The sequence below is a fragment of the Streptomyces sp. LHD-70 genome (genome assembly GCF_031157275.1).
GTDB lineage: Bacteria > Actinomycetota > Actinomycetes > Streptomycetales > Streptomycetaceae > Streptomyces.
Window position 1 is genome coordinate 12,768 of the sequence record NZ_JAVIFW010000015.1, and the last position, 13,650, is coordinate 26,417.

14 protein-coding genes and 2 pseudogenes are annotated in these 13,650 nt (G+C 69.7%); 2 read left to right on the forward strand and 14 right to left on the reverse strand.

What is annotated here, in order from left to right:
• Nucleotides 1-25: 25 nt before the first annotated feature.
• The 14 genes and pseudogenes from RCO28_RS26640 to RCO28_RS26705 form a co-directional block, all read right to left on the reverse strand.
• Entirely contained in the window at nt 26-901 is an 876-nt protein-coding gene (locus RCO28_RS26640) for a MaoC/PaaZ C-terminal domain-containing protein (protein WP_308943811.1), read from the reverse strand.
• Between the two features lie 38 nt (nt 902-939).
• The gene (locus RCO28_RS26645; RefSeq protein ID WP_308943812.1) at nt 940-1,416 is read right to left on the reverse strand and encodes a flavin reductase family protein; all 477 of its coding nucleotides are present in this window, start codon (nt 1,414-1,416) and stop codon (nt 940-942) included.
• An 11-nt stretch (nt 1,417-1,427) separates the two neighbouring features.
• On the reverse strand, nt 1,428-2,321 hold the full coding sequence (locus tag RCO28_RS26650; protein WP_308943813.1) for a VOC family protein: 894 nt from the start codon (nt 2,319-2,321) through the stop codon (nt 1,428-1,430).
• A 39-nt stretch (nt 2,322-2,360) separates the two neighbouring features.
• On the reverse strand, nt 2,361-3,245 hold the full coding sequence (gene hsaD / locus RCO28_RS26655) for a 4,5:9,10-diseco-3-hydroxy-5,9,17-trioxoandrosta-1(10),2-diene-4-oate hydrolase (RefSeq protein WP_308943814.1): 885 nt from the start codon (nt 3,243-3,245) through the stop codon (nt 2,361-2,363).
• Between the two features lie 12 nt (nt 3,246-3,257).
• Nucleotides 3,258-3,431 carry a hypothetical protein gene (locus tag RCO28_RS26660; RefSeq protein ID WP_308943815.1) on the reverse strand — a complete coding sequence of 58 codons (174 nt, stop codon included), beginning with the start codon at nt 3,429-3,431 and terminating at the stop codon, nt 3,258-3,260.
• 32 nt (nt 3,432-3,463) lie between these two features.
• On the reverse strand, nt 3,464-3,592 hold the full coding sequence (locus RCO28_RS26665; protein WP_308943816.1) for a hypothetical protein: 129 nt from the start codon (nt 3,590-3,592) through the stop codon (nt 3,464-3,466).
• Nucleotides 3,593-3,888: 296 nt separating this feature from the next.
• The gene (locus tag RCO28_RS26670; protein WP_308943817.1) at nt 3,889-4,692 is read right to left on the reverse strand and encodes an SDR family oxidoreductase; all 804 of its coding nucleotides are present in this window, start codon (nt 4,690-4,692) and stop codon (nt 3,889-3,891) included.
• Nucleotides 4,693-4,727: 35 nt separating this feature from the next.
• Nucleotides 4,728-6,194: an MFS transporter gene (locus tag RCO28_RS26675; RefSeq protein ID WP_308943818.1), complete on the reverse strand. Its 1,467-nt coding sequence runs from the start codon at nt 6,192-6,194 to the stop codon at nt 4,728-4,730.
• Nucleotides 6,195-6,451: 257 nt separating this feature from the next.
• On the reverse strand, nt 6,452-7,336 hold the full coding sequence (locus tag RCO28_RS26680; protein ID WP_308943819.1) for a glucose 1-dehydrogenase: 885 nt from the start codon (nt 7,334-7,336) through the stop codon (nt 6,452-6,454).
• Nucleotides 7,333-8,217, reverse strand: a complete 885-nt coding sequence (locus RCO28_RS26685; protein ID WP_308943820.1) for an LLM class F420-dependent oxidoreductase — start codon at nt 8,215-8,217, stop codon at nt 7,333-7,335. The genes RCO28_RS26680 and RCO28_RS26685 overlap by 4 nt, the downstream gene beginning before the upstream one ends.
• A gap of 10 nt (nt 8,218-8,227) precedes the next feature.
• The gene (locus tag RCO28_RS26690) at nt 8,228-9,010 is read right to left on the reverse strand and encodes an SDR family oxidoreductase (protein WP_308943821.1); all 783 of its coding nucleotides are present in this window, start codon (nt 9,008-9,010) and stop codon (nt 8,228-8,230) included.
• Nucleotides 9,007-10,569, reverse strand: a complete 1,563-nt coding sequence (locus RCO28_RS26695) for an FAD-dependent oxidoreductase (protein WP_308943822.1) — start codon at nt 10,567-10,569, stop codon at nt 9,007-9,009. The genes RCO28_RS26690 and RCO28_RS26695 overlap by 4 nt, the downstream gene beginning before the upstream one ends.
• Nucleotides 10,570-10,695: 126 nt before the next feature.
• Nucleotides 10,696-10,842: pseudogene (locus tag RCO28_RS26700) on the reverse strand (nuclear transport factor 2 family protein); the annotation flags it as partial.
• 30 nt (nt 10,843-10,872) lie between these two features.
• On the reverse strand, nt 10,873-11,043 hold the full coding sequence (locus tag RCO28_RS26705; protein ID WP_308943823.1) for a hypothetical protein: 171 nt from the start codon (nt 11,041-11,043) through the stop codon (nt 10,873-10,875).
• Nucleotides 11,044-11,165: 122 nt separating this feature from the next.
• On the opposite strand from RCO28_RS26705, the pseudogene RCO28_RS39430 reads away from it, so the two are divergent.
• Nucleotides 11,166-11,705, forward strand: a pseudogene (locus tag RCO28_RS39430) (IS5/IS1182 family transposase); the annotation flags it as partial.
• A gap of 418 nt (nt 11,706-12,123) precedes the next feature.
• On the forward strand, nt 12,124-13,506 hold the full coding sequence (locus RCO28_RS26715; protein ID WP_308943972.1) for a cation:dicarboxylate symporter family transporter: 1,383 nt from the start codon (nt 12,124-12,126) through the stop codon (nt 13,504-13,506).
• Nucleotides 13,507-13,650: the final 144 nt, after the last annotated feature.

The following is a 13,650-nucleotide window of genomic DNA, read 5'->3' on the forward strand; positions in this document are numbered from 1 at the left end:
CGGTCCTCTCTGGTTTAGCGGGGGTTCAGCGGGCGGTGAGTCGGGCGTCGGTGAGGACCGGCGCGTCGTCGCGGTCCGCCGCGGTGACCCGCAGCCGGTAGGTGCGCCTGGCGGGATCGGACCAGACCCTGATCCGCAGGGGCTCACCGGGGAAGAACACCCCCGCGAAGCGAGTACGGCACTCCGTGATGCGGGCGGCGTCCCCGTCCAGCAGGCGGTCGGTGACGGCCTTGACCGCCATCCCGAAGGAGCACAGCCCGTGCAGGATGGGGCGGTCGTAGCCTGCGCGGCGGGCGGTGGCGGGATCGGCGTGCAACGGGTTCCAGTCCCCGGTGAGCCGGTAGAGCAGCGCCTGCTGACGGAGCGTCGGGATCTCGAGCACCAGGTCGGGCTCCCGGTCCGGTGTGGGGAGACGCTCGGAGGGGCCGCGGTCCCCTCCGAAGCCGCCCTCACCGTGGACGAAGATCTGATTGCGTTGGGTGATCAGTGGTTCGCCGTCCTCGCCGAGGAGGGTGGACTCCTGCACTATGACGGCGGCCTTGCCCTTGTCGTACACCGCCGGCACCCGGGTGACCGTAGTCGCCCGAGCAGCGGCGGGCAGCGGGCGGTGCACGGTGATCTCCTGGCCGCCGTGCAGCACCGCAGCCAGGTCGATGTCCACTCCCGGCAGGTCGAAGACCTGGAAGCCCACTCCCCCGCTGCCGCCGGCCACCACACCGAAGGTGGGCAGCACTTGCAGGCCTCGCTCGTGCCCTTCGTAGACGTAGCGCAGTTCAGCTGGGTCGGTCTCGGGGACGCCCGCGCCCAGCGCCAGGTGGTACAGCCGCACCTCGCGGTCGTCCCAGACCGCTGTGGCGCGCACCGGGGGGGCGGAGGTCACCTTCTCGACGTCGATCGGCATGGGGTGTGGGTTCCTTTGCGGTCGATGCGAGGCTGTAGTCAGTTCGAAAAGGCGCCGGCGGCGTAACGGCTGCGGAAGTACAGCAGCGGCCGCCCGTTCTCCCGGGCGGCAAGGTCGACGACCTCGCCGGTGACGATGTGGTGGTCGCCGGCTTCGTGGACTGCCGCCAGGCGGCAGTCCACCGTGGCCAGGGCTCCGTCGATCACCACGGTGCCGTGCGCCGAGGTCCGCCAGGGAACGGCGGCGAACTTCTGCCTGCCGCTGGCGCCAAGTGCCGCACATACCTCCTGCTGGTCCTCAGCGAGGATGCTGACGCAGAAGCGGCCGGCCCGTTCGATTCTCGGCCAGCTGGTGGACGTCTTGCCGACGGCCAGCATGACCAGCGGGGGGTCGATGGAGAGTGAGGCGAAGGACTGGCAGGCAAACCCGACCGGCTCGGCGCCGTCGAGTCCCGCGACCACCGTGATGCCGCTGGCGAAGCGGCCGAGGACGTCCCGGAAGACGGCTGCGTCCACCTCACTACCCGTCAGCCGTTCCACTGGTGGCCCCAGAAGCTGTCCGAGGTGATCTCCTTCGCGACCCAGGTGGCGGGGTCGACGACCAGGCCGTCCCAGCCGTACTCGACCTGGAAACCGCCCGGCGCCTGCGCGTAGAAGGACACCATGTGGTCGTTGGAGTGCCGGCCCAAGGTGGAGGCGATCGGTATACCCGCGTTGTTCATCCGGTCCAGACAGAAGCCGACGTCGTCCAGGGTCTCCAGCTCGACCATGAAGTGCACGATGCCGGGCGGCAGCGCGCCCGGGTACAGGCCCAGGCTGTGGTGACGGCGGTTTGGGCTGAGGAAGTGCATCCAGTAGCAGTCCTGGCCGGGGGCGCCGGTGGGCACGGCGACCGGCGGCAGCTTCATCGAGTCACGCAGCTGGAAGCCGAGCAGGTTCTCATAGAAGTCCAGCGCGGCCTCGATGTCCGGGGCCGGCAGCACGACGTGGCCCAGTCCGAGGTCGCCGGTGACGAAGCGGTTGCCGTACGGGGTGCCGAGCGGGGTGTGGTCCTGCGCCTGGCCCCAGAAGAACTCCAGCGGGTTGCCGCAAGGGTCCGAGGTGTGGATCAGGCCCTGGACGCGGCGTTCGGCGAGGGTGGCCGCGTCGCCCTGCTTGACGACGACTCCGGCCGCTTCCAGTTCGGCGGCGGTATTGGCGAGTGCGGCGGCGTTCGCGACCTCGAAGCCCGCGGCCAGGAGGCGGTCCTGCTCGCCGGTGACGAACTGGAAGCGGTGGGCGCGGTCGTCGATACGGACGTTCAGCTGCCTCTCGTCCGAGCCCTGCGCCTCGACCATCCCGAGGATGTCGAGGGTGTAGGTGCGCCACTCGGCGAGCTTGGTGGTCTCCAGGCGCAAGTAGCCAAGAGCACGGATGTCCATGGTTGAGCACCTTTCCGTCATGGTGCAGTAGCGGGTCGGTCAGTGGGAGAAGAAGTCGATGGCCAGGCGGTTGAACTCGTCGGCCTGCTCGGTCTGGGCCCAGTGGCCGCAGTGCGGGAAGACGTGCAGGCGGGCGTCCGGGATGGTCTTGAGTGCCACCAGCGCGCCGTCGAGCGGGTTGACGCGGTCCTCGCGGCCCCAGGTGAGCAGCACCGGATGGGTGATGCGGTGGGCTTCGCGCCAGAGCATCCAGTCCTCGGCCCAGGCCGGGTTGGCGAAGGAGGCCGCCATCCGGGCGCTGCCCACCTTGTTGTCGGGGTCGGTGGCCGAGGCCCAGCGTTCCTCGACCAGTTCGTCGGTGACGATCGACTGGTCGTACGCCATGACGCTGAGGAAGGCGCGCAGCTGCTCTTTGGTCGCCTCCGGCGCGGCGTTGAACTCGAGCAGCCGCTTGATGCCCTCGGTCGGGTCCGGGGCGAAGAGGTTGACGGAGACCCCGCCGGGGCCCATCAGAAGGAGCTTGGCGACCTTGTCCGGGTGGTTCAGGGCCATCCGGACGGCGGTGCCGCCGCCAAGCGAGTTGCCGATGAAGTGAGCCTGGGCGATGTCCAGTTCGTCCATCAGCGCGGCGACAGCATCCGCGCTGTAGCTGAAGTAGTCCTTGTCGAGCTCAGGCCTATCCGAGCGGCCGTAGCAGGGCTGGTCGACCAGCAGGGTGCGGAAGAGTTGCGCAAAGACAGGGAGGTTGCGGCCGAAGTTGCTCCAGGCGGAGGCACCCGGGCCGCCACCGTGCAGCATGATCACGACCGGGCCCGCGGCGCCAGCCGCTGATGTCTCCGTCTCGGGGCCCGCCTCGTGGTAGTGGAGGGTGAGTCCCGCCGCCTTGGCGGTGCGGGAGCTCGACTCGTAGGTGAGCGCTGTCATGTGCGGCACCTTTCAGGCCATGGTGTCTTGGATGTCGATGCCGAGCGCGCACAGCCCGAACATGACCAGCACCGGCTCCGGGTAGTTGGCAGCGTGGCCGCGGCCGGTGTGGGCGTCGGGCCAGGCGCGCTGGACCGGGCTGGGGCAGGTACGCGTGGCGTTGCCGCCGGCGTTCTCCCTCAGCAAGTCGATCGCCGCGCCCGCGCACTCCGGGGCGATTACCTGGTCCGACGGGTGTGGGTGCGCCGCTTTATCGGGATCTCCTCGCCGCGCTGGGCGAAGGCGTACATCTCGCCGATGTTGCGGCTCAGCTGCAGCCTGCTCGCGTCGATGTGGCCATGGAGCATCCCCTCTCCGGTCGTCGTGCGAAGGTGGCAGGACCGTACGACTTGCTGTTCCGAAGCGAAATGGGCTCTTCCCGGTGAGTGGGAAGGAGCGGCGGCTCCGGTGCACCAGGGGGCGGCCGCGTTCACGGGTCGCCCGAGCCGGAGGTGCCGGAGTCCGGGCGCAAAGTCGTGGGTGGTGCCCTTCCCGGAGGGGCACCACCCATGGGGCGTCACGTCGCGCTCATGCCACCCCGGCGCACCTCCCCGGCCCTCTGGGACGGTCGGTGGCGGACGAGGGACGCGCCTGCGTGGCTGTGTTATGCGCTGAGTGGATCGTCGGGGCCGGTGGGGTTGAGCGTCAGCCTCCTGCTGCCCGGGCGGTCACGGAGCCGGGTACACAGGTCGTCGAGGTCGTCCATTACGTGGACGAAGTGCCCGTGCAGCTCGTCGTAACAGCCGGACAACAGCGCCTCGACCTTCTCGGCCGCTGCCGACGGCAGGGACCAGATCTCGTCCGGCAACTCCTCGACCCCGGGGATCTGCGCGCTCATCGCCGTCCGCACCATGCCGGGGCTGAGATCGAACACCGACACGCCGGTGCCCGCCAACTCCCCGGCCAGGATGCCGCTCAGCCGGAGCAGAGCGGCCTTGGAGACCCCGTAGGCGCTGAACGGCATGCCCGGGTCTGCATCGAAGGCCATCCGGGTGCCGAGGTTGACCACCCGGCCCCGGCCGGCCTTGATCATGGTGGGGAGCAGACGGTGCAGCAGCAGGGCCGGCCCGTGCAGGTTCGTCTCCAGTACCCGCCACCACACCTCGGGGTCACAGTCGACGAACCGCTCGTACTGGCCGTAGAAACCCGCGCAGTTGACCAGTGCATGGACCGGCCCGAAGGCCTCCTCCACCGCGGTGCAGATCCGCTCCGCGCCATCCGGCCGGGTCACGTCGGCGGGCACGGCGACCGCCCGGCCGCCGGCCTCGGTGACCAGACGCTCCGTGACGGACAGCTCCGCGCCGGTCCTGGCCGTCAGGCCGAGGCGATATCCGGCCGCGCCCAGGCGGACCGCGATCTCTCGGCCGATTCCCCGACCCGCGCCCGTGATCAGTACGACGTCGGCCACAGCGTCCCCTCCTCCTTCTTCTTCTGTCCGCCGCATCAGACCACCGCCTCCGCCACCAGGTCGTCCTTCCGCTGCTCAGTACGCCGCACCGGCGACAGGGCGACGAGCGCCACCAACAGGCCCGCGAGGGAGGCGCCGGCGGCCACCAGGAAGCCGGACCGGATGCCGCCGTCGGTGTAGAAGACGAAGCCCTGCGCCACGGTCGCGATGTGCGAGTTGAGGACAGCGAACGCGACGACCGGAAGGATGGCGGGGAGCACGCCCTGGAACACCTGGACCATGCTCGACATGGATGCCTGCAGCTCACGGGGGACCGCGCCGATGATCAGGTTCGGGACGGCGGCGTAGGACACGCCCAGGCCCAGGCCCTGGATGAGTGCCCAGGTGATGAGCGGGGCCTTGGCGTCATGCGACACGGCGGTCAGCACGGCGCCGGCCGTCAGCAGCAGTTGGCCCGCGACCATCAGCAGCGCGGGCCGGATACGGCGGACCAGCAGGCCCACGACGAGCCCGCCGACCACCGCCCCGATCCCCACCGGGGCCTGGAACAGCGCGAACCCCTTGGCGTCGACGCCGAAGCCGTACCCCAGCCCCAGGGCAGTCGGCGTCATGCACACCATCGGCAGCAGCGCGGTGAAGACGGCGGTGTTCCCGTACGACAGACCGGCCGTCATCGCGGTCAGGATCACCGGGCGACGCTTGAAGAACCGCAGGTCGACCAGTGGTTCGCGGCTGGCGAGGGCCTGCCTGCCCCACGCGGCGAGCAGGACCGCGCCACCTGCGAGGCAACCGAGCGTCCGCCCCGTACCCCATCCCCAGGCCGGGCCGAAGCTGACGCCGACCATGACGCCGGCGAGACCGGAGCCGAGCAGCAGCGCGCCGAGGAAGTCGAGCCGCGAGCGGGCCCGGACCGAACTCTCCTCGGTTGTCACGACGATGAGCACCAGCAGCACGGCCAGGCAGATTACGAAGAACCAGAAGATGCCGCGGAACCCCCAACTGCCCATCAGCCACCCGGTGAGCCACGGCGACGGGATGGCGATCAGGCCCATGCCGCTGGTCACGATGGAGACCGACATGGCGAGGGTGCGCGGCGGATAGACGTCACGCATCAGCGAGTACGTCAGGAACATGCACGGGATCAGCAGTCCCTGCAGTGCCCGGCCGGCGATAAGCACGCCGTAATTGGGTGCCAGCGCGGAGAGCAGCGCGCCGAGGGCAGCGCCGGCGACCGCAATGAGCAGCATCCGACGCTTGCCGTGCATGTCGGCGAGCTTGCCGAGCAGCGGGCTGAGCACCGCCCCGGCGAGGAGGAAGGCGGTGAGCAGCCATGCTCCCTGGGTGGTCCGGAAGTGAGCGCTGATCTGCGGCAGGGCCGTCGAGATCATCTGATAGTTGACGGCGAGGAGCTCCAGGACTCCGACCATCGAGACGAGGGAGAGGACGAGACGCAGCGACCAGCCTTCGTTCTGTCGTGCCACATCAGTGGATTGACTGCTCATCGGCAGACCTTTCGGCGAACGGTGAATGAGAGGGCGGCGGCCGCAGTGGTGGGAGCCGGACATGTTCGACCGACCAACCATTTGCTTGGCCAGGCCACGGCGGGCATCGCCGCCTGGTGGTACGCAAACGGCGCGTCGCTCGAGCGCGGCAGCTTCTTCGGCCGCAGGGCCGGCCGCAGCGCGGCGCTGAACCGCTCACAGGCGTGGGCGGGCCGCAGAACGCGGTCCGCCCACACGGTCAGCACTGGCGCGGCAGGTCAGCGGAGCGGGCGGGGCAGGTTGGTGAAGCGCTGCTCGTCACGCCGGAACCAGCCCGGCGCCGCGAGGGTCCCGCCATCCACCCGCAGGGTCGTCCCGGTGATGAACCCGGACTGCTCCGACAGCAGAAACACCACCGCGTCACCGTGGTCGGACGGGTGGCCGAACCGCCCGGTCGGCACCCATCGCCCGACCTGGTCGGCGTACTTCGCCGGCGTGCCGGCCCACATCGGAGTCTGCGGGGTGTCGGTCAGGTCGGGGGCGATGGCGTTGACCCGGACGCCGTACTGCCCGACCTCCGCCGCCAGCGAGGCGGTGAAGTTGATGACGGCGGCCTTCAAGGCGCCGTAGACGGCGCTGCCCGGAATGCCGCGCATCCCCTCGACCGAGGTGAGGTTGACGATGCCGCCTCCTCCCCGTTCCACCATCCGCGGCAGGAACGCCCGGGTCACCCGCAGGATGTGCAGCAGGTTCAGCTCGTACATCCGCTGCCAGTCGGCTTCGCCGCTGGTGAGGAAGGGCCCGGAGGGCCGGTAGTCCCCCACGTTGTTCACCAGGAAGTCCGCCTGCCCCGCTGCCTCGGTGAGCTCGGTGACCGTGCCCGGGTCACGGATGTCGCCGATCACGACGACCGGCTTGACTCCGCTCTCCTCGGCGGTCTGCTCGGCCGTTCGACGGGCCGCCTCGGCGTCGATGTCGGCCAGCACCACCTGCGCCCCGTGGAAGGCAAGAGCCCGGATGATGCCCGCCCCGATGCCGGCGCCCCCGCCGGTGACGACGGCCGTACGGCCCGCGAACAGCGGCCGGTCGGCGCAGCGCGGCAGTGCGGAGGGGGCGGGCGGCTCCAGCGGTACGGGCAACCCCTCGAACGGGAAGGACGTCACGGCTTCAACTCCAGCTTCTTCGCGGCCTCGGACATCTCCTCCAGCAGCGCCTCGACGGTGGTGGCGTGCCGGGAGCCGGAGAGCAACAGCCGGTCTGCGCCCAGCCCCTCCGCCCACTCGACCTTGTCGGCGGCGCTCGGCAGGACCGCCCCTAGGGTCAACTTCACCTTCTCCACGTCGCGCCCGGCTGCCCGCGCCTCCTCGCGCATCAGGGAGACCACGGCCTGAAGCTCCTCGCCGGCCAGGCCCAGCGGCTGGAACCCGTCACCGCGCCTACCCGCACGGCGGGCCGCGGCGGCCGAGTGCCCGCCGATGTGCAGCGGAACCCCGGAGGCCCGGTGCGGCTTGGGGTAACTGTGTGCGCCGCGGAGAGTGAAGAACTCCCCGTCGAATGTGACGCCTTGTTCGTCCCGGCCGCGCCACAGCTCGCGCACCAGGTCGATCGCCTCATCGGCGATCCGCCCGCGCCGGCGGAAGTCCCCGCCGCACGCCTCGATCTCCTCGCCCATCCAGCCCAGGCCCAGGCAGATCCGCAGCCGACCCCGGCTGAGCCGGTCCAGGGTGGCCAGCCGCTTGGCGAGCACCACGGGGTTGTGGTTGGGCAGCACCAGGACGCCGGTGGACAGGCCGATGCGGTCGGTCGCGCCCGCCAGGAAGGCAAGCAGCTCCAGCGGATCGGGGTACGGGCAGTCGTCGGGCAGCTGCAGCTTGCCGTCGGGGGCATACCGGTAGTGGCTCTCCGTATCCCTGTTGACCACGGCGTGCTCGACCGCGCTCAGGGACTCGAAGCCAAGCTCCTCGGCGTGCCGGGCGAACCGGACCACCTCGTCGGGTTCGGCAGTGACGCCGAGCGCGACGGGGAGCACCACAGCGAATTCCATCAACCTCTCCTCACAGATCAGGGATGCCGAGATCGAGCACGGGTGTTTCGGCACCGCCGTCCACCTCGAGCACCTTGCCCGTCAGATAGGCGCCCGCCGGCGAGGCCAGGTAGAGAACCGCCGCGGCGATCTCCCAGGGCTCGCCGATCCGGCGCAGCGGTGTGGCCTGCTCCAGGCGAGTGCGCAAGGCCTCGTCGGTCAGGACGCCGTCCAGGGCTGAGGTGGCCACCGCGCCGCAGGCGATCGCGTTGACCCGTATGCGCGGCGCGAGATCCGTCGCCGCCAGCCGGGTGTAATGCGAAAGCCCGGCCTTGGCAGTGGCGTAGGCGATATACCCCCGGCCTGCCAGCCGGCCCATCGCGGAGGTGATGTTGACCACCGTGCCTGTCTTCATCAGGGGCACGGCCGCGCGGGTGAGCGTGTGCGCGGTCCCGACGTCGAAGGCGTATGCCTGAGCTATGTCCTCGACCGTGGTGTCCAAGAACGCCTTCGGCGGCATGCCCCCGACGTTGTTCACCACGATGTCCAGCCGGCCGAACTCCTCGGCGGCGGCCTGCGCGAGCCCGGCCGCGGCCGTGTGGTCGCTCAGATCGGCCGGAACGACCAGCGCACGCCGGCCGGCGTCCTCGATCCGCGCGGCGACCTTGCGGAGTTGCTCCTCCGTCCGGGCTGATATGACGACATCAGCTCCGGCTTCGGCCAGTGCGATCGCGGTGGCCGCCCCGATGCCGCGCCCGGCACCGGTGACGACCGCCACTTGGTCGGTCACCCGGAAACGCTCCAGAATGTTCACTTCTGCTCCTCTCCCGCCATATCGGCGGCGGCGATGTGCCCGAAGACCATGGCGGAGCCGATCGGCACGCCGGGGCCCGGGTAGTGGGGGCCGGACACCGAGGCAGTGGTGTTGCCGGCCGCGTACAGGTTGGGGATCGGGGTGCCGTCCTCACGTAGCACCCGGGCACGGGTGTCGGTTCTCACGCCGCCCTTGGTCCCCAGGTCGCCGAGGACGATCTGTACGGCGTGGATCGGACCGGCCTCGATCGGCACCAGGCAGGGGTTGGCGCCCTCGCCTTGGGCGAAGAAGCGGTCGTAGGGGTCCTCGCCACGGTGGAATTCGGCGTCCACGCCGTCGGCCGCGTAGCCGTTGAAGGTCCGCACGGTGGTCCGCAGCGCCCCGGCGTCGACGCCGATCCGCTCGGCCAGGCCGTCCAGGGTGTCGGCGGTGCGCCACAGCCCGGCCTCGGTGAAGGCCTTGCGGTCGGCGGGGACCACGGTGATCCCGGGCAGTTCGTCGCCGAACCGGCCGTCGAAGATCCACCAGACCGGGTTGTCGGGGGTGATTCCGGCCTTGGCCGCGAGCATCCGGCGGCCCATCCGGTCGTAAGGCAGCGACTCGTTGGCGAACCGGCGGCCGGTGCCGTCGACGAAGATGCCGCCGTGCAGGCCCAGGGTGAAGGCGGCGGTTCCATCGGGGAAGCGCACTGAGGGGCACCACCAGGCCTGGTCGAGCAGGTCGGTGGCGGCTCCGGCAGCGGTGGCGGCGGTGATTGCGTCTCCGGTGTTGCCTCCGGGTGCGCCCATCGTCCAATCCGCGCCGGGCAGGTCCTGCCAGTCGCGGCGCAGTGCGGCGTTGGCCTCGAAGCCGCCGGCCGCGAGGAGGACGCCGCGGCGGGCGCGGATCCGCAGGGTGCGGCCGTCCTGCTTTACCTCGGCACCGATGACCGCACCGTCCTCGGTGACGAGCCGGGTGAGGGCGGTGTTCCGCAGGGTGCGGGCGTTGCCGGTGGACTCCAGCGCGAGGAGCAGCCGGCCGATCAGGGCTCGGCCGTCGGTGAGCGGGCCGTCGGGCGCGGGCAGGCCGAGCCGTTCGGCCCACACCGGGGGGCGTACCGCGTCGAGCAGGTCATGCGGGCCGTCGGGCGCGGACAGCTCCACGGGGAAGACGGCGCGGCCGGCTTCGAACCGGCCAGCGGCGGCGTAGTAGTCGGGGAAGGGCCGGTACTCAAAGCGGAGGTGGGGATTGTCCTCGAGGAAGGCGACCGTCTCTCCGGCGTGGCCGATGTAGGCGTCCTGCAACTCGTGCGGGATGGCGTCGCCGACCACCGCGCGGAAATACACGAGCCCGAGGTCGGCGGAGTCCTCCAGGCCGTCACGGGCCTGGGCCTGGTTGCCGGGCAGCCACAAGGCGGCGCCGGCGTATGCGGTGGTACCGCCGAAGCACCCCGTCTTCTCGATGACCAGGGTGTCCAGCCCGCGGGCCGCCGCGCCGTACGCACCGGTGAGCGCGCCTCCACCGGAGCCGACCACCAGCACGTCGCACCCCTGGTCCCATCTGTTCTGTGTTTTCGCCATTTCGTCCTTCGGATGTGGTGGGTTGCCGGTGTGGGTCCTGCGTTGATGGCCGGGAAGGCGCGGCGTTCGTACCAGAGCAGGTGCACGGCGCGGGTGACGATGCGCCAGACGTCCGCGGTGTGCGTGTTAGGTGTCCTCGTAGCGGACCAGAACCACTACGTCGGTGCCGCCGCCGTCGGCCCCGGCGGTGTGGTGGTGGGCGAGGCAGTAATTGATGCCGGTCGCGGTGTCTCCATCCACCTCGGCGAGGTGGATGCCCACCAGGTGGAAGGTGTGGTCGAAGACGGAAAGCTCGTCGAGCGTCTACGCGAGTTCCTGCGGGCCTGTCCGCTTCCACCTCACGGTGCCGTCCGCCCCTTGCACGGCGAGTCGCCCGCCGGGGGTGAAGACGTCCGCCAGGAGCGACGGGTCCCGGCTGCCCAGGACGAGCGCGTAGGTCTCCGCCAGTCGCCGCCGGGCAAGGAGGCTGTTCATCGGATCACCGCTTCCACGCTGTCGGTCGGCGGAAGACGAGTATGGGTGGCGAGGAGGGGCAGCGGCCATCGCGGTTTCCCGATGAGTGGGATTCCCGGCCGGCCGGTGTCATGGGAGGCCCGGCACGCGGCAAATGGGAGAGGATCCTGCGGGCTGTCCAGGCCGACGCCAGCGCGGACGGCCGCATCGACTGGTCGATGGTGAGCGTGGACTCGACCTCATGTCGCGCTCACCAGCACGCCGCCGGAGCACGCAAGAAACCACCGCGGGTGCCGGGAAAAGAACCACGCCGCGGCAGCACCGCCCCGACGAGGGACTCGGACGCTCCCGGGGCGGACTGACCTGCAAGATTCACCTGGCAGGTGAGGGAGACCGCCGTCCGCACGCGTTCCTCATCCCGCCGAAACCGCCGCTGCCTGCGCAGACGCCAGATAAAGCACACCATCCCCGAACCCAAAGACCAGTGGGCCAACCGCCAACGCCGTGGCAGCAAGGACGGTCCGCCCACTGGCTTCGACAAGACGATCTACAAGGGCAGGAACGCAGTCGAGCGGACGATCAACAGGCTCAAGAACTTCCGGGTCGTGGCCACGAGATACGACAAGCGGGCCGATATCTTCCACGGCACCGTCACCGCGATCAGACTCTGGCTCCGCTCGTGATCCGCCGGACAGAACCTAATCCGGTTTCTGGCATACGGGTCCTGCCGTTCCTGGCGTGCAGGCCCTGCCGCGTTCACTCATCCGGCTCGCAGACAAGCCCCCACCCTAGGGCCAGCCATGTGATGAATGTCCTATTTAGTCGAAAATGCTCCCTCGTCGGATCACCCGAAGGCTAACTTCGGGCGATGCGCCGCATCAGCGGCCACGAAGCTCGCGACGACGCAGGCGGGCAGCGGATATCCGACAGATCTGCCGAAATGCCACTAATCCGCGGCGACCCGCTCGAGCAATTTGTGGCAATCTCCAATTTTTCCAGGGAGGCCCCCTCGGCTCTTCCATCAAGGGTTGCGTTCCGCAAGAGTGACGCATCGCGGAATTAGTTTTCCGTATGGCAGAAGTCACCGTTCTAGGAGTGCCCGTGCCGCACGCCGCCCCATCCTTCGCAAGCCGCGCAGGTCGTGTACTGCGCCAGTCTCTGTTCGCGCAAGTTGCCATCGCCCTTGTCCTCGGAGTCGTCGTCGGACGGTCGTGGCCGGATTTCGCCACAGCCGTCCAGCCGCTCGGTGACGGCTTCATCCGACTCATCAAGGCGATGATCGCCCCGCTCGTCTTCTGTGTCGTCGTCGCCGGTATCACCAAGGCGGGTGACCTCAAGGCGTTCGGCCGGATCGGCCTCAAAGCGCTGATCTGGTTCGAGGTCGCGACGACCATCGCGCTGGTCGTCGGCCTGTTCGCGGGCAACGTGTTCGGGCCCGGCGTCGGGATGAACGTCGACCCGAACTCGCTCGACGCCTCCGCCGTCGACGCCAAGACGGGCGGCGGAGAGCTGCCCTCGACCAGTGAGTTCATCCTGCATTCGCTGCCGGACAGCGCCATCGGGGCGTTCGCCGAGAATTCGCTCCTCCAGGTCCTGGTGCTGTCCTGCCTGGTGGGTGCCGCGCTGCTGCACCTCGGCAACACCAAGGTGCCCGCGATCCTGCCCGCCATCGAGCAGGCGCAGGAGATCGTCTTCGCGATCGTCGGCTTCATCATGAAGCTCGCCCCGCTCGCCGTGTTCGGCGCGACGGCCCACCTCGTCGGCGAGTACGGCCTCGGCGCGATGGCCACCTACGGAAAGCTCATCGCGGTTTGCTACGGCGTCGCCCTGACCTTCCTCTGCCTGCTGGCCGTCGCGCTGAAGCTCGTCACCGGGCTCAGCCTGTGGAAGTTCGTCCGCTACACCCGCGAGGAGATGCTGCTCGCGCTCGGCACCGCCTCCAGCGAGACCGTGATGCCACGCATGATGCAGAAGCTGCGCGCTGCCGGCTGCCGTGACGACGCGGTGGGTCTCGTCCTGCCGACGGGTTACTCCTTCAATCTCGACGGTGCCTCGATCTACCTCTCCATCGGCACGCTGTTCATCGCGCAGGCTGTCGGTGTCGACCTGTCCCTGGGGCAGCAGATTACGGTCGTACTGGTCCTGATGCTGACCAGCAAGGGCATGGCGGGCGTGCCCGGGTCGGCGTTCCTCGCCCTCTCCGCGACCGCTGCCGCGCTCGGAGTGATTCCGGCCGGCGCTGTCGCCCTACTGCTCGGGGTCGACCGGATCATGGACGCGATGCGCGTCGCCACGAACCTTCTCGGCAACTGTGTCGCCGTCTTCGCCGTCTCGCGCTGGGAGGGCGCGCTGGACACTGTGCGCGCCAAGAGGATGCTCTCCGGTGAAGAGACCTTCGTCCCGGAGGAGGAGAGGGCCGAGCGGGCCGAGCCGGAGGTGGAGCAGGCTCAGGCGCTGAAGCCGGCCCTAAAGGACCATGCCTAGGCGAACACCACGCCACCGCCGTCACGCCGGGGGAAGAAGGCGTTCGACAGTCGGCTGCCCGACAGCGAACCCGAACTCCTCGAGGTCTTTGGCATGCTGCAGGCCGAGCACGGGATCGTGCTCGTGGTGGTCGATCAGCAGGCA